This window comes from Psychromonas arctica DSM 14288 (genome assembly GCF_000482725.1).
GTDB lineage: Bacteria > Pseudomonadota > Gammaproteobacteria > Enterobacterales > Psychromonadaceae > Psychromonas > Psychromonas arctica.
Genome location: NZ_KI519477.1, coordinates 340,923 through 357,353 on the forward strand (window position 1 = coordinate 340,923; position 16,431 = coordinate 357,353).

Annotated in this window: 15 protein-coding genes; 6 read left to right on the plus strand and 9 right to left on the minus strand. The window is 38.8% G+C overall.

Features of this window, described 5'->3' with window-relative positions:
* Positions 1-418 precede the first annotated feature (418 nt).
* Positions 419-1,570, minus strand: coding sequence for an iron-containing alcohol dehydrogenase (locus H592_RS0113070; protein ID WP_028869158.1), 1,152 nt, complete (start codon positions 1,568-1,570; stop codon positions 419-421).
* A gap of 472 nt (positions 1,571-2,042) precedes the next feature.
* Here H592_RS0113070 and ohrR point away from each other — a divergent pair, with 472 nt between their 5' ends.
* Positions 2,043-2,483 (plus strand): transcriptional regulator OhrR, encoded by a 441-nt coding sequence (ohrR, locus tag H592_RS0113075; RefSeq protein WP_028869159.1) that lies wholly within the window; start codon positions 2,043-2,045, stop codon positions 2,481-2,483.
* A gap of 205 nt (positions 2,484-2,688) precedes the next feature.
* Positions 2,689-4,458 (plus strand): alkaline phosphatase D family protein, encoded by a 1,770-nt coding sequence (locus H592_RS0113080; protein ID WP_028869160.1) that lies wholly within the window; start codon positions 2,689-2,691, stop codon positions 4,456-4,458.
* Positions 4,459-4,708: 250 nt separating this feature from the next.
* Here the strand turns inward: H592_RS0113080 and tdh are convergent, their stop codons facing one another.
* Together tdh and H592_RS0113090 are read right to left on the minus strand one after the other, a co-directional pair.
* A complete protein-coding gene (tdh, locus tag H592_RS0113085) occupies positions 4,709-5,743 on the minus strand; it encodes an L-threonine 3-dehydrogenase (protein WP_028869161.1) in 1,035 nt (344 codons plus the stop codon).
* Complete coding sequence (locus H592_RS0113090) at positions 5,733-6,938, minus strand: glycine C-acetyltransferase (RefSeq protein ID WP_028869162.1); 1,206 nt, start codon at positions 6,936-6,938, stop codon at positions 5,733-5,735. Before H592_RS0113090 ends, tdh begins: the two co-directional genes overlap by 11 nt.
* 264 nt (positions 6,939-7,202) lie before the next feature.
* On the opposite strand from H592_RS0113090, the gene H592_RS24665 reads away from it, so the two are divergent.
* The gene (locus H592_RS24665; protein WP_245600429.1) at positions 7,203-7,427 is read left to right on the plus strand and encodes a helix-turn-helix domain-containing protein; all 225 of its coding nucleotides are present in this window, start codon (positions 7,203-7,205) and stop codon (positions 7,425-7,427) included.
* A gap of 342 nt (positions 7,428-7,769) precedes the next feature.
* Entirely contained in the window at positions 7,770-8,102 is a 333-nt protein-coding gene (locus H592_RS24670; RefSeq protein ID WP_245600422.1) for a type 2 periplasmic-binding domain-containing protein, read from the plus strand.
* Positions 8,103-8,243: 141 nt separating this feature from the next.
* Here the strand turns inward: H592_RS24670 and H592_RS0113100 are convergent, their stop codons facing one another.
* The 4 genes from H592_RS0113100 to H592_RS0113115 all read right to left on the minus strand — a co-directional run bounded on the left by H592_RS0113100 (position 8,244) and on the right by H592_RS0113115 (position 12,700).
* A complete protein-coding gene (locus H592_RS0113100; protein ID WP_028869163.1) occupies positions 8,244-9,701 on the minus strand; it encodes a short-chain fatty acid transporter in 1,458 nt (485 codons plus the stop codon).
* A 319-nt stretch (positions 9,702-10,020) separates the two neighbouring features.
* Positions 10,021-11,196, minus strand: coding sequence for an acetyl-CoA C-acetyltransferase (locus H592_RS0113105; protein ID WP_028869164.1), 1,176 nt, complete (start codon positions 11,194-11,196; stop codon positions 10,021-10,023).
* A gap of 96 nt (positions 11,197-11,292) precedes the next feature.
* Positions 11,293-11,949 carry a 3-oxoacid CoA-transferase subunit B gene (locus H592_RS0113110; RefSeq protein ID WP_028869165.1) on the minus strand — a complete coding sequence of 219 codons (657 nt, stop codon included), beginning with the start codon at positions 11,947-11,949 and terminating at the stop codon, positions 11,293-11,295.
* A gap of 52 nt (positions 11,950-12,001) precedes the next feature.
* Positions 12,002-12,700, minus strand: coding sequence for a CoA transferase subunit A (locus H592_RS0113115; RefSeq protein ID WP_028869166.1), 699 nt, complete (start codon positions 12,698-12,700; stop codon positions 12,002-12,004).
* 102 nt (positions 12,701-12,802) lie between these two features.
* Here H592_RS0113115 and H592_RS0113120 point away from each other — a divergent pair, with 102 nt between their 5' ends.
* Positions 12,803-13,696 (plus strand): LysR family transcriptional regulator, encoded by an 894-nt coding sequence (locus H592_RS0113120; protein WP_028869167.1) that lies wholly within the window; start codon positions 12,803-12,805, stop codon positions 13,694-13,696.
* A gap of 68 nt (positions 13,697-13,764) precedes the next feature.
* Here H592_RS0113120 and ansA read toward each other — a convergent pair whose 3' ends face one another.
* Positions 13,765-14,784 carry an asparaginase gene (gene ansA, locus H592_RS0113125; protein ID WP_028869168.1) on the minus strand — a complete coding sequence of 340 codons (1,020 nt, stop codon included), beginning with the start codon at positions 14,782-14,784 and terminating at the stop codon, positions 13,765-13,767.
* Between the two features lie 43 nt (positions 14,785-14,827).
* The gene (locus H592_RS0113130; protein ID WP_028869169.1) at positions 14,828-15,160 is read right to left on the minus strand and encodes a TehB family protein; all 333 of its coding nucleotides are present in this window, start codon (positions 15,158-15,160) and stop codon (positions 14,828-14,830) included.
* 468 nt (positions 15,161-15,628) lie between these two features.
* Between H592_RS0113130 and H592_RS0113135 the strand changes: the two genes are divergently transcribed.
* Positions 15,629-16,264, plus strand: a complete 636-nt coding sequence (locus H592_RS0113135) for an alternative oxidase (protein ID WP_028869170.1) — start codon at positions 15,629-15,631, stop codon at positions 16,262-16,264.
* Positions 16,265-16,431: the final 167 nt, after the last annotated feature.

The window sequence follows — 16,431 nt, forward strand, 5'->3', positions numbered from 1 at the left end:
ATGATTATTTGGCTGTAAAAGTTTATGGATGTCTATCACTTATTCACTTACTACTATCACTTACTGTTCAGAAAGCGAATCGGTAACAGCTTTCTTTGCCTACGTTCTTTGCTGTTCAAATAAAGTAGAGTCGCCGACAGGGCGAAAACACAGTAAATAAAAATCAATATGACCGGAAGAGCGAAGACGAAGACGAAGACCAATACTAACAAAAAAATAGAAGCCTATTGAGGCTAAAAAAAACGCATGCCTAATTGCTTAGACATGCGTTTATATTATTTCAAATATCGTTAGATAAACTTGTTTAATTTTATTTAGCTTAGTTTAGTTCAGCTCAGTAGTAACCAACGTCAAGGCATTAATGAATATGATGTCATTCAGTAAAAAACTAAACTATCTATTAAAACAACCACTTAACTTAAAGTGCTGTTTCTAAGATTTGACGAGAACGAGCTAAATCTATTGTGCCGTTTTCACCAAGCTTAGTCATACCGTGTGCTTCTAAACTTACCATTGCTGTATCAACATCAGCTTGTGTTAAGTCGATTTCGCTTAACGATACTGGTGTTTTCATTGCAGAGAAGAATGCTTTTGTTTTCTCGATAGCTGCATCGATACGTGCATCATCTGAACCTTCAGTGATATTCCAAATACGCTCAGCGTACTGTAATAATTTTGCTTTTTTCTCTTCACGACATACTTGCATGACTGCTGGTAACACGATGGTTAAACTACGGCCGTGGTCTACGCCAAAGTTACCCGTTAGTTCGTGACCAATCATGTGTGTTGCCCAATCTTGAGGAACACCTACACCAATTAAACCGCTTAGTGCTTGAGTCGCAGCCCACATTACGTTGGTACGCGCTTCCATATCTTGTAAATCAACAATCAGTTTTGGACCTTCTTCAACCAATGTTAATAGAATGCCTTCTGCAAAACGATCTTGGATTTTTGCATTAACCGGGTACGTTAGGTATTGCTCCATTACATGAACAAACGCATCAACAACACCATTAGATGTTTGGCGTTCAGACAAGCTCAATGTAGTTTGAGGGTCTAGTACTGCAAATTGAGGACGTACAAGTGGATTACCAAATGCTAATTTTTCTTTACCACGAGTAACAACAGCACCTGCGTTTGTTTCTGAACCCGTCGCAGGTAATGTCAAAATACAGCCTAATGGTAATGCTGTTTCAATCTTGCCTTGTTTAGCAAGAATATCCCACGCTTCTTCACCTTCAAAGTTCACTGCAGCTGCAATAAATTTAGTACCATCAACAACAGAACCACCGCCTACTGCTAATAAGTAATCAAACCCTTCAGCACGAATACGCTCAACCGCTTTCATTAATGTATCGTATTGTGGGTTTGGCTCAATACCTGAAAACTCATCCCAGTTATGGTCAGCAAGTGCTGTAACTACTTGGTCGTAAACGCCGTTGCCCTTAATAGAACCGCCACCATAAGTTACTAATATTTTTTTGTCTTTTGGAATACTGTTAGTGATTGCTGCAATTTGACCTTGACCAAAATGGATTGCGGTCGTGTTGTGGTAACTAAAATTGTTCATCTATTACTCCTTTAAAACGATTGTTGGACTCAAGTAATAAGTGCAATCGTTTATTAAAAAATTTTTGTATTGCTGAAAAACGAGATATTTGAATACATGATATTTGAATATATCGAATCGACTTTTATAAAAGCCCTATACGCTTCAGCTTTACATTTTGATCAAATATGAAAACAACATGGGCCAAATATTGATCGGATATGGCACATCGAAATAATTATCATTCGAATTAAATTGCACACAACTTAATTGTGCGGCAATTATATCTCGCATTGAAACGATAACGCAAGTATATTGTGCACAATGTAATTATTTAACGGATTGAATATGAGTAGCGATAAGGCAGAATTAAAAGTGAGTAAAAGTGAGTAAAAGTGAAGAGGTGGGTGATAGTTTAGTTGATGAGAGTTCCGTAGGTAAGAGTTCAGTGGGTAATAGTTCAGTTAATAACTGTTCAACTAATCATTGCTCAATAGTTGAGCCCGGTTCTAACTTAGCCATTGAAAAGCAACTTTGTTTCTCTTTATACAGCACAGCCAATGCCATTGTTCGCGCGTATCGCCCGATGTTGAAAGCACTTGATTTAACTTACCCTCAATATCTAGTGATGATTGTGCTTTGGAGTAATAACGGGATCAATGTAAAAGATCTCGGGCAGATATTACATTTAGATTCCGGCACCTTAACGCCTTTATTAAAACGCCTCGAAAGTAAGCAAGTATTAATGCGAAAACGCGGTGAAGATGATGAACGCGTACGTGAAATCTTTTTAACTGCGCAGGGTATTAACTTAAAAAAACAAGCTGAAGCCGTTCCAGAACAGATGTTATGTAAAGCTAAATTACCTTTGCAAGAACTACTCGAATTAAAGAAAGGCTGTGATAGATTATTTGAAAATTTAACTGAAGAATAATTGGTACAATCATAATAGATGACGGTTTTATTTTCTAATATTGGTAAGCATTTTTTACAATAAATAACCTAAGGTACTCACTTATCTCAGTTTTATATGTAATGCGAAACAGCAACTAAATAATAAAATAACTAACTATTTTATCATTTAGTTGTCACATGCTTTCTCTAGACTACTCGTTTTTACATACAGAAGGATAAAGTGAATGAAAGGTTCTATTTCTCGTCGTGACTTCCTCATTTTAACAGCGAAAGGTGCAGGCGCAGCGGTTGTATCATACGGTTTAATGGGTTGTGCTACCGATGATGATGATGACAATCAAACAAACAATAGTATTCGCTTCAATCATGGTATCGCCAGTGGTGATCCTTTAATGGATGCCATTATTTTGTGGACACGCATAACACCAAGTAGCGATGGTGAGATAACCGTGTCTTGGGAGATAGCAATAGATCAGGCTTTCACTCAATTAGTTAACACTGGTAATACCACCACCAGCGCAGCAAGAGATTATACAATTAAAGTAGATGCTATCGGTCTTTCGGCTAGCACTACTTATTATTATCGTTTCATCTGTAATGGCACAACGTCTTCAATAGGTACCACTAAAACCTTACCCGATGGCTCGCCTGATTCTGTTAAATTAGCGGTGTTATCTTGTGCGAACTACCCTGCAGGATTTTTTAACGTTTATAACTTAGCGGCGCAACAAGATGATTTAGATGCCGTATTACATCTCGGTGATTATATTTATGAGTATGGCCGAGGTGAGTACGGAAGTGATAATGCCGAGACATTAGATCGTCAAGTATTACCAGCAACTGAGATCTTTAGTTTAAGCGATTATCGTACTCGTTATGCCCAATACCACAGCGATCCTGATTTACAATTACTACACAGTAAAGTGCCTTTTATTACCGTTTGGGATGACCATGAAGTGGCTGATGATACTTGGAGTGACGGTGCTGGAAATCATAATGAAGGTGAAGGCAGCTTTGAAGATCGTAAACTTGCAGCGTTACAAGCTTATTTTGAATGGTTACCTATCCGCCCTTGGAGTGAAGGTAATTATGCAGAAATCTACCGTCAATTTTCATTTGGTGATCTCGTTGATTTATATATGTTAGATACACGTGTTCTAGCACGAGAAAAACAACTCGATTACGCTGATTATTTCGATGGTAGTGTTTTGTTTGATGAAGCGACGTTTAACCAAGATCTCTATGAAACTGAAAGAACTATGCTGGGCACAGAGCAATTACAATGGCTTAAAGATAGCGTAAGTGTGAATAATGGTCGCTGGCAATTATTAGGTCAACAAGTGTTAATGGGTGAAATGAAGTTGCCTGGTGCAGTTGCATTAAATGCTATGAGTACTACGGATTATGCTGAGTTAGGACCATTAGCTTTGTTAGCTGGGCGTATTAAAGCAGGTGACCCTACCATAACCGCAGATGAGCAAACTTACTATGAAGCCAATGCAGACAAACTCACTGCTGATTCACTTAGTTTATTATCTTTTCCTGAACTGCCATATAACTTAGATGCATGGGATGGGTATGCGACAGAAAGAGATAAAATATTGGCGATCTTTAATGACGCGTCAAAAAATTTAGTGGTAGTGGCGGGTGATACGCATAATGCGTGGGCAAATGAGTTGTCTAATAGCGATGATAAAATTGTCGGTGTTGAGTTTGCAACGGCTTCTATTTCCTCCCCCGGCCTTGAGTATTATTTAAGTATTAGCGATGATGCAATAGAAAGTACAGAGGATGGTTTTGTGTCTTTGATTGAGGGGCTTAAGTATTCAAATGCTAAAGATAGAGGCTTTTTAACACTCACCTTCACTCAAGAGAAGGTTGAAAGCCAATGGCATTATGTCGACACTATTCTTAGTTCAGAGTACGCAGAGCTGACTGATCGACTTAAAGTCGCCACTAGTCATGCAGATGAGCCTGGCTTAACGTTCTCATAAACTTAGCTTAAACATAGCGGCAATAACTAATATAACTAATATAACTAATATAGTGACCATAACGACACATCTATATTAAGCTGATACCATTCTGATTTATTTTTCAGAATGGTATCAATATTTAACTATTTTTCAGTACGTTAGACTAATAAAAAGCTTTCAGTACTTCTGACTAACTATAAGCTAGCAACAGTATTAACCAGCATTACTAAGCCAGTAGCAGTAGCAGTATCAACCAGCAACAAAGTTACTATTTTTCCCAGTCTAAAATCACTTTACCTGACTTACCAGAACACATCATATCGAAGCCTTTTTGGAAATCATCCACGCTAAAATGATGTGTAATAATAGGTGTTAAATCTAAGCCCGATTGGATAAGACTGGCCATTTTGTACCAGGTTTCAAACATCTCACGACCATAGATACCTTTAATCACTAAACCTTTAAAGATAACCTGATTCCAATCCACTGCCATCTCTGCAGGTGGAATACCTAATAGAGCGACTTTACCACCATGGTTCATATTTTTTAACATGCTATTAAACGCAGCTGGGTTACCAGACATTTCTAATCCCACATCAAAACCTTCTGTCATACCCAGTTCAGATATTACGTCTTCTAGTTTTTCATCTTTGACATTAACAGCACGTGTTACGCCCATTTTTTTAGCAAGATCTAAACGGTATTGGTTAACATCGGTGATCACCACATGACGAGCACCAACATGTTTTGCAACCGCGGCAGCCATAATCCCTATTGGGCCAGCACCAGTGATCAGGACATCTTCGCCTACCAAATCAAACGATAACGCGGTATGAACCGCATTACCAAAGGGGTCAAAAATAGATGCAAGATCATCGGAGATTTGATCAGGGATCTTAAACGCGTTAAACGCAGGCAATACTAAAAATTCAGAAAAGGCCCCTGTTCTATTAACCCCTACACCACTTGTATTACGACAAAGATGGGTACGACCACAGCGACAATTACGGCAATGTCCGCAGGTAATGTGCCCTTCTCCAGAAACACGATCACCGATATTAAAACCGCGAACCTCTTGTCCCATGCCAACCACTTCGCCCACGTATTCATGACCAACAACTAAAGGTACAGGAATAGTTTGTTGCGCCCATTCATCCCAGTTATAAATATGAATGTCAGTACCACAAATCGCTGTTTTTTTAATGCGGATAAGCAAGTCATTATGCCCAACTTCAGGCTTATCAACTTGCGTCATCCATAACCCTTTTTCGGATTTTAATTTTGCTAACGCTTTAATCTTCATGACTAATTAACCCCATATCTTGCCCAACTTTAATGAACGCATCAATCGCAGTATCAAGCTGTTCACGCGAATGTGCGGCTGACATTTGTGTACGAATACGTGCTTTTCCTTTAGGTACCACAGGGAAAGAGAAAGCCACCACGTAAATACCTAATGATAAGGCACGCTCAGCAAACTCCGCTGCAACTTTTGCATCACCTAACATAATAGGAATAATGGCATGATCGGCTCCTCCCATGGTGAAACCGGCGGCTTCCATACGCGTACGGAAGTGCGCTGAGTTTTCCCATAGTTTGCTGCGAAGATGTCCAGATTCAGCGAGTAAATCCAAAACTCGAATAGATGCTGAAACAATCGCAGGTGCAACCGAGTTAGAAAACAGGTACGGACGAGAGCGTTGGCGTAACCAATCGATAACTTCCTTTTTACCTGAAGTATAACCACCAGAGGCACCGCCCATCGCTTTACCTAGCGTACCAGTAATAATATCAATGCGGTCAATCACATCATGGTATTCATGTGTGCCAGCGCCATTTTCGCCCATAAAACCAACTGCGTGAGAATCATCAACCATTACCAGTGCGTCATATTTATCAGCTAAGTCACAAATGGCCGGTAAGTTTGCCACCACCCCGTCCATTGAGAACACACCATCAGTAACAATAAGAGTATGGCGAGCACCCGCTTCTTTAGCAGCAATCAATTGTTGTTCAAGTTCAGTCATGTCGTTATTGGCATAACGAAAACGCATTGCTTTACATAAACGAACACCGTCAATAATAGAAGCATGGTTTAATGCATCTGAAATAATCGCATCTTCTTTGTCTAAAATAGTTTCAAATAATCCCGCGTTGGCATCAAAACATGAGGTATAAAGGATGGTGTCTTCTTTACCTAAAAAAGTAGATAGCTTTTGCTCTAATATTTTATGCGAATCTTGTGTACCACAAATAAAACGTACCGATGCCATCCCAAAACCATGTTCATCCATGCCATCTTTCGCGGCCTGAATAAGCGTTTCATGATTAGCTAAACCTAAATAGTTATTGGCACAAAAGTTTAATACTTCTTGCCCTGTAGAAATTGAAACAGAAGCTTTTTGCGCGGAAGTAATGATACGTTCAGACTTGTATAATCCTTCATTCTTTACTGTTTCTATTTGTGTTTTGATTTGTGCGTAGAATGTAGAAGACATAAACTTTCCTTCTTTAAGTTGTCATTGCTTAAGTATAAGCGATTAAGTAATTTTTATTGTGATGGCTTTAGTCGTTAATCTTTTATATGTAATTTTCTATATAGAAAGCGACATATTAATGTTGCTTATAAAAAATATAATAAAACCGAATAAATTCATTCTAATTGAAAGCGATTATTACTATTAGCCCCTAACATGGAAAATCATTTGTGAATTATGAGCACAAATAAACTAATTACATGATTACCCGATTTAGCCACGCTTATTGTTGTTGTCAGTCAAGGAAGCTTTACCACGGCAACTAAAAAGCGAGGAGTAACGCCCTCTACTTTAAGTAAATTAATCACACGTTTAGAAAGTCCATTATCGGTAAAGTTGTTTGAGCGAACAACACGCCGCTTATTGCTCACCGATGCGGGTAAAAAAAATACCAACAATCGACGATCATCCTTGAGGCAGTTCAACAAACTATTGATATCTCTAGTTTAGAATATACCGTGCCTTCAGGAATGTTAACCGTTGCTGTACCAAAAGCATTTTTAACCATTAGATTGCAGCCACTGGTCACTCCTTTTTAACTGAATAACCGAAAATTCAATTAAAGCTAAGAGCGTCAGACAGTAATATCGATATGATAGTGCAGGGAGTTGATGCGGTATTTTTCTTAACCAATGCCCCTTGATCATGAAAGAGATTGGTAAAGTTAATTTAAAGCTCTGCGCAAGACCTGAATATATCAAAAAAAGAGGTTGTCCGACTCATCCACAATAATTGTCAGACCATGATTGCTTGTATTTAGGTAAAACCGCTATCGACCATACCTGGGTATTTATGAAGCAGGATGAACGACACGTAATAGCCGTATCGGGGGGCTATGCAGCCAACCATTCTCAAAAACGCTTAAATGGCGTTAAAGATGCTTTTAAGATTGGTATGCTCCCTGACTTTGTCATTAAAAATGCATTACAAAAAAATGAAGTTGTTGAGGTACCTTCAGATTGGGGAATTAAAGGAAACTACGCGGGTGTAATAGCAATGCAGTATGCACAGAATAAATATATGCCCTCTCATTTAAAAGGGGTTACTGAGTTTGTAACAGCGCACTTAATAAAGGTAACTTTAATGAAAGGTGTCTTTAATGAAGGCATGGTTAATACGGAATAAGAAAATACAACATTAATAGAGTAATGGTAGCAGCCTGTTTAATGTTGATTATTGATTATTGATTATTGATTATTGGCTATTGGTGATGCCTGCGACATTCAACGCTAATTTAACGCCGCAGACATTAGCTAATGTTTTTAATTAAAACACTAATAAACCAAGCGAAATAATAACACCAGAGCCGAATAACGCCATGATGCAGTATCCCATCACATCTTTAGCCCCTAAGCCTGCAATTGCCAACGCTGGTAATGCCCAAAAAGGTTGGATCATATTAGTCCATGCATCTCCCCAAGCAATCGCCATCGCTGTTTTCGCAGCATCAACACCTAATGCAGCACCTGCTGGCATCATAATCGGTGCTTGAACGGCCCATTGACCGCCACCTGACGGTACAAAAAAGTTTACAATCCCAGCACTTAAAAAGGTAAAGACAGGAAATGTTGTTTCATTTGAAATTGAAACAAAACCTGCAGAAATAATCCCTGCTAATGAAGTACCTGAATCGCCCATTGCAGTCATCATACCCATGATACCGGCGTAGAATGGGAACTGTAATAATATGCCTGAACAGTTTTTAGCGCCTTGAGAAACGGAACTTAATAAGCTCTTAGGCGTTCCGTGTAGCAGGATTGCAGAGAATAAGAAGGTGAAGTTAACGATATTAAGATTAAGTGCAAAACCATTATTAATAAAATAATAGAAAATGTAAGTAAATCCCATCGCGCCGAGTAATAATGACAATACGCGGCTATTTTCCAAACGCTCTGCAGGTGTCATTTTTTCCTGAGATTCCGTTTCTTGATCATTTAATGTGTCAGCCTGTAACTCTTTACCTTGAAAATTTCTGCCTTTTGACGCTTTACCTTGGCCAGCTCCCTGCAGTGCAGTTTGCTCTTTTAATAATTGCGCATCAATGGTGATAATATCTTTTCCTACGGGATGCATTAAGCGATTCAAAATTGGAATAGTAATTAACATCACCGCAAGAATAGTCAAATTCATGGTTGAGAAAATCGTTTCAGAGGTTGGAATTGGTGACGTTACCGCGCCATTAGTCACGGCACTCAAGTTAGTACCACTTGCCAACGCTAATGGGATCGAGCCTGATAACCCCGCATGCCAAAATAAAAAGCCACTATAAGCAGAAGCAATGAGCAAACGGTAATCCACCCCCCTTACACGAGAAGCAATTTCACGCGCAAATATAGCACCAACAACCAGACCGAATCCCCAGTTAACCCAACAAGCGATAGCACTAATAAAGGTCACTAATAAGATGGCTTGATTTGGTGTTTTAGCAATACTCGCGAGTACCGCTAGTTTACTTTTAAAAGCAGGAGCACTGGCCATTGCATGTCCTGTCACAACTACCATTGCCATTTGCATTGAGAAGGTTAGTAATTTCCAAAATCCACCAGCCCACGCATCAACAACTTGTATTGGACTTTGCCCCGTACTCGGCATAACCAACACAAAAACCGCTAAGGTTAATACAATCGCAAAAATAAAGGGATCCGGAAGGTAACGTTGAAGTAGAGTTACAAAAAACTTACTGAGTCTTTGTAATACACTGAGTTGTGCTACGTTCGTATTCATAAAATTTCCTTATTATATCGTTGTTGTGATAATTACCTTTTCGATAATTATCGGTTGTGTAATAGTCAATATGTTCACTATCAATGTTGCTTTAGTAACGATCCATTAACTAAACGCATTAATAAAAACATCATTATTATTGTTATAATGTTGGGATATTTTGCTTTTTTTGGTACAGATTATGCCGTGGCGACCGATAAAATGGTTACCGACAATTGAGTTTAAAACTGATAATTTACAGACCGAAACATTATTTATTTGAGGCCTTATTCACATCAATAGCATGCTAATTAATACGAATAAAACCACTGGTAAAGGCTTAACGAGATAGCAACATCGCCACGCCCATTCCGCCACCGATACAAAGTGTGGCCAACCCTTTATTATGTTCGCTACGCTTCATCTCATGCAATAACGTCACTAAAATGCGACAGCCCGATGCACCAATAGGATGTCCTAATGCAATTGCACCGCCATTAACATTGACCTTGTTGGTATCAAGCTCGAGCTCTTTATTAACTGTCATTGCTTGCACAGCAAACGCTTCATTAGCTTCAACCACATCTAAGTCTGCAACCGTCCACGCAGCTTTTGCGAGTGCTTTTTTAGTCGCTTCAATTGGACCAATGCCCATAATTTCAGGGTCAACACCAGCACTTGCAGAGGCAACAATAGTAGCCAATACAGGTAAACCTAGCTGTTCTGCTTTTTCTTTAGAGGTAACAATCACCATCGCTGCGCCATCATTAAGCGTCGAAGCATTACCCGCGGTCACGGTGCCATTTTTTGTAAAAGCAGGACGTAACTTAGCTAAGCCTTCCACTGTACTATTAGGACGGATCTGCTCATCATGTTCAACAATAATGGAATCACCTTTACGCTGAGGAATACAAATAGGCACTATCTCTTCAACGAACTGCCCAGCGGCTTGTGCTTGTGCTGCTTTTTGTTGTGAATGTGCAGCAAAGGTATCTTGTTGATCGCGAGAAAATGCCCAACGTTCAGCAATATTTTCAGCGGTTTGGCCCATGTGATAATCGTTAAACGCATCCCATAAACCATCACTGACCATGGAATCAACTAATGACCAATTCCCCATTTTTTTACCCTGTCGACTTTGTGGCAAAACATGCGCGGCTTGGCTCATACTTTCTTGGCCACCTGCCACCACCATTTGTGCATCGCCATTAGCGATCGCTTGTGCTGCGAGTTGAACCGCTTTTAAACCAGAACCACAGACTTTATTAATGGTCATTGCAGAAACCGTGTGATCAAGGCCGGCGTGAACTGCAGTTTGACGAGCAGGATTTTGTCCACAACCCGCAGTCAATACTTGGCCTAAGATAACTTCATCAATATGTTGCTTGAAGATAGGTTGCTTTATTAACATTGATGCTAATACTTGACGGCCTAATTCGACTGCACTTAATGATGACAAACTGCCATTAAAAGAACCAATCGGAGAACGACCCGCAGCAACAATAACAATTTCCATAGTGACCTCTTTACTCGAATAATTACTTAAATCAACTTAGCTATTTACTTAAACATAGCTACTTAGTTATTTAGTTACCTAAACATAACGACCTAGTTAAAACACCATTTCAGGAACATGGTCAGGCACAATTAAACGTCCCTGAGTTTTAGCTTTAATTTCTTCTATCGACACTCCAGGCGCTCGTTCTTTTAAAACAAATGCTCCATTTTCAATTTCTAACCAAGCTAAATCAGTTAAGACTTTTTTAATGCAGCCTTTGCCAGTTAAAGGTAATGAACAAACATCTAATAGCTTAGAATCGCCATTTTTAGAGGCGTGTGTCATGGTGACGATGATATTGTCAGCACCGGCCACTAAATCCATCGCCCCCCCCATACCTTTTATTAATTTATTCGGGATCATCCATGAGGCAATATTGCCACTCACATCCACTTCAAATGCACCTAATACCGTTAAATCAACATGACCACCACGGATCATCGCAAAAGATTCTGCAGATGAGAAAATAGAACTTCCTGGTACCGCTGTCACCGTTTGTTTGCCTGCATTGATCATGTCTGCATCGACGTTTTCAACACTAGGAAACGCCCCCATACCTAATAAACCATTTTCCGATTGCAGCATCACTTGCATACCATCGGGTATAAAGTTAGCCACTAAAGTGGGAATACCTATTCCTAAATTAACGTAATATCCATCTTGTAATTCACGTGCCACGCGAATCGCCATTTGGTCTCGAGAAAGTGCCATAAAATCACCTATAAATATGCATTGAACTAAATATGTATTGAACTAAAAGGAGTTATTCGCTGGTAGTGCAGTTTTCAATACGCTTTTCAAAGGTACCGACAATAACGCGGTCGACATAAATACCCGGAGTATGGATATGAGCAGGGTCAAGTTCCCCCACTTCCACTAACTCTTCTACTTCAACCACGGTAATTTTGCCTGCGGTGGCCGCCATTGGATTAAAATTTTGTGCCGTATGACGATAAATCACATTGCCGTAGCGGTCTGCTTTCCAGCCTTTTACGATAGCAAAATCCCCCGTAATGGCTTCTTCTAGCAGATATTCACGGCCATTAAAAAACCGTGTGTCTTTGCCCTCAGCGACTGGGGTACCAACACCTGTTGCGGTATAAAATGCAGGTATACCCGCGCCACCAGCACGCATTTTTTCAGCTAAGGTTCCCTGTGGAGTTAACTCTACATCCAGTTCTCCATTAAGTAGTTGCTTCTCAAACAAAGCATTTTCACCAACGTATGACGAGACCATTTTGCTTACTTGCTTGTCCTCTAACAAAATGCCTAAACCAAAACCATCCACACCGCAATTATTCGAGACAATGGTCAGATTTTTTGTTTGTAGCCGCTTAATCTCAGCAATCAGGTTTTCAGGAATACCGCACAAACCAAAACCACCAGCAATCACCGTCATGCCATCTTTTAAGCCACTAAGAGCATCTTCATATGTTGTCACTACTTTGTCGAAACCAGCCATAGATCCACCTTTAAATACAACGTCATTTTAATTTTCAACAGTGTGCCTCATACTCATTCATTAAATAAATTTATTATTTTTATCTATTAATTTGGTTTTGTTATGAATGTAAAACAACTTCGTATTTTTTTAGCCGTTGCACATACCCAAAGTTTTGCCGAAGCAGGCAAGCTTGTACACATGTCACAACCAGCGGTAAGTTTGTCGATTAAGAGCTTAGAAGACTCCTTAGGGGGACGCTTATTTACTCGTACTACAAGGAGTACTTTGTTGACCGCAGAAGGGCAAAAATTACTGTCCATGGCTAAATCCTTAGTCGACGCATGGGATAAGGTAGAAAATGAGCTAAAACAGAGATTTACATTAGATAGAGGGAAAATAGCCGTCGCAGTTATGCCCTCTTTTGCCGCTTCTTTAATGCCCAAAGTATTGATGTATTATCGGCAAAAAAATCCTAATATCAGTATCGAAATTCACGATGTGTTAACCGATACGGTGGTGGAAATGGTGAGAGCGGGAAATATTGAAATGGGCATCTCTTTTGAGCCAGAAAATACTCAAGATTTAAACTTTCAAGCGTTATTTAATGATCGTTTTATTGCCGTGATGCATCGTAATTGTTCGCTCAAAAATGAGAAAGAACTCACATGGAAACAGTTACTTGAATGCGATTTTATTACGTTACAAAAACCTTCAAGTGTGCGTAACTTAATAGAAATGGCGTTAGCAAAAGAGGGGATGGAGTTGCACGTGGCTTTTGATGCCCACCAATTAGCAACCGTGGGTAAAATGGTATCACAGGGCTTAGGGGTCGCAGTTGTACCGGCTTTATGCGAAGCCCAAATGCACGAACAAGGTGCTATTTGCTTGCCAATTTCAGCACCAATAATTTCTCGTCATGTGGGTATCATCACAAAAGCTAAGGTACCACTTTCCATTGCTGCACAGGAAATGATCGATACCTTAATTGAAACATTTAAAAACAACATCGTATAGTGAGTTGGAGATAACAAGTTGATAAACAGCAACTTAGTAAATCACAACTTAATAAATTCGGATAATGGCTAATTAAATGATGTTAATTCACCACGTAGATCAGTCGTTAATAACTCTTTCACTACTTTGTAGCTTAACTCTTGGCTAAGTAAATAATATAGCTTAGCAATCACCGATTCTGTGGTCATATCTAAACCACTGATCACCCCTGCCTCGCTTAAGGCATGACCAGTTGCGTAACCTTCCATATTGACACTGCCCTTTAGACATTGGCTGCAATTAACAATTAAAATACCGCGATCACTGGCCTCTTTTAAAGTATTTAATAATTGCGGATCTTGCTGTGCATTTCCTACTCCATAGGTCAATAAAACCAAGGCTTGTAACGGACTCTTTAATAGGTTATCTAACACTTGCCAATCTAACCCAGGGAAAAGGTGCAATATTGCAATCGATTGTTGTTCAATCTTGCCAATCGTCAAGCGAGTATTAATCGACTTTTGTTTTTTGCCGGCGACGTTTCTAATTTCAATCCCAGCTTCTAACAGCACCGGATAATTCGGCGACACAAATGCGCTAAAACCGTCGGCATGTTGTTTTGTGGTACGGTTGCCTCTAAACAATTGATTATTAAAAAATATGCAAACTTCATTAATAGGATGATGAGCAGCAATATACAAAGAGTTTAATAGGTTTGCTCTCGCGTCTGAACGTAATTGCGAAAGGGGTATTTGTGAACCAGTAATGATCACAGGTTTATTCAAACTTTCAAAAATGAACGATAATGCAGAGGCGGTATAAGACATTGTATCGGTGCCATGCAAGATAATAAACCCGTCAAAATCGTGATACTTATCACGAATATCCGTTGCTAATACCTGCCATGCCTGCGGTGAAATATCAGCAGAATCAATCAAAGGTTCATATTCATGAATTTCAAATTCAGGCATATCCTGATGGTAAAACTCAGGCATATTTTCAATCGTTTCAGATAAATAACCAGCAACGGGAATAAAACCATTTTTAGAAGGTTTCATACCGATAGTGCCACCAGTATAAGCGATATAGATACGTTTTTTTTCAGCCATTAAATTCTCAGTTCTTTATGTGTAACGATTAGGTAGAAACTAATTAGTTTCGTTCAGATAAGTTTTGTTTGACGATGTCAGAGTCTTTTTGTGCATAAAATTTCACTTTAAACGCTGTATCATCACTTAAAAATTCTACTTTATGCCAATACTCTGGAGGTGAAATTGCCGACTCTCCAGCAGGAATAATAATCTCTTGCTCTATTAAACCACGTCGTTCACTGAATCCATAAAATTTTAAATGGCCAGAGGTGACACATATTTTACCAAATACGCCAGCCTTGGTATTGTGTTCAAATAAAAATAGTTTGGGAATATTACTTTTAGTGAATAACGGGGTACTTTTATAATGTACAAAATCATCGGGTATATTCATAATTGTCTTCCTTTTAAATCACAAAACGAATAGTGACAGTAACATAACCTGCCACTGTAAATATTGCTGTTATTGTTAATGTTACTATTACAGATACAAGTACAGCTACAATACCTATTTAATAAGAATAATAACGAACCCTTTTATGCCTAAGCATATTAATACACATGGTTTCTGTTAGTTATCACTTTAAATAACCAATTTTACATGTCAAATTTTAATCATTTAGAATGTAACACTTAAAATCAGTTTTCTCACAAATCACTAACAAATATCGATCAATAAAACGATTTTCAAGTAGTTGTACAGATAAATAATAACAACTGTCAAAAATCTATTTTTATATTTGTTAACAGCAGGTTACAAACCATAAAACCATCTATTTACGCTCAGTAATACACATTGACCTAGATCAATTTTAGTATTAATTTCTAGTGGAATTCCTATTAACTTACTAAGAGAGATACTATGTCAAACTTTGAATTGTTGCACCAAAAGCCAAGTAAAATGTCTGAGTCGATCGCTTATAAAATCACTCAGGTATTAAAATTCACACTTAATATTTTCTACGGTACTAAATACGCGAAACGGGCTGTGATTCTAGAAACGATTGCTGCTGTGCCGGGCATGGTCGCGGGTATGCTAAACCATTTAAAAGCATTACGTCGTATGCGTGATGATGAAGGATGGGTGAGGGAGTTATTAGATGAAGCCGAAAATGAGCGCATGCATTTAATGATTTTTTTAGATATTGCCAAACCCACATGGATTGAACGTACTCTGGTGTTATTAGGACAAGGTGCCTTTTTATTTGTGTATACTTTTTTATATGTTTTATCTTCTAAAACAGCACACAGAGTAGTCGGTTATTTTGAGGAAGAAGCTTGCAAGAGTTATACGGAATTTCTAGAAAAAATAGATGCGGGTGTGGTTGAAAATGTAGCAGCACCTAAAATAGCAAAGGATTATTATAAACTTCCTAAGGAAGCGTTATTACGTGACGTGGTATTGCGTATTCGTGAAGATGAAGCGAAGCACCGAGATCGTAATCACGAGTTTGCTGACTCTTTTGAAAGTAACGATTTACCATCTCATCAACAATAAAATACGAGCATCATCTTTATATAGAATACTTCTTAAAATAAAAGGGATGCTTTATGTTGTCCCTTTTTAGTTATTACTCGCTCCCCTCTTGCAGCAGCTTAACCTTTTAGCTGTTGACTGGCCTGCAAATCCATTCTTTCAGCGAGTTCCCCTTTTTCAATAAGTTT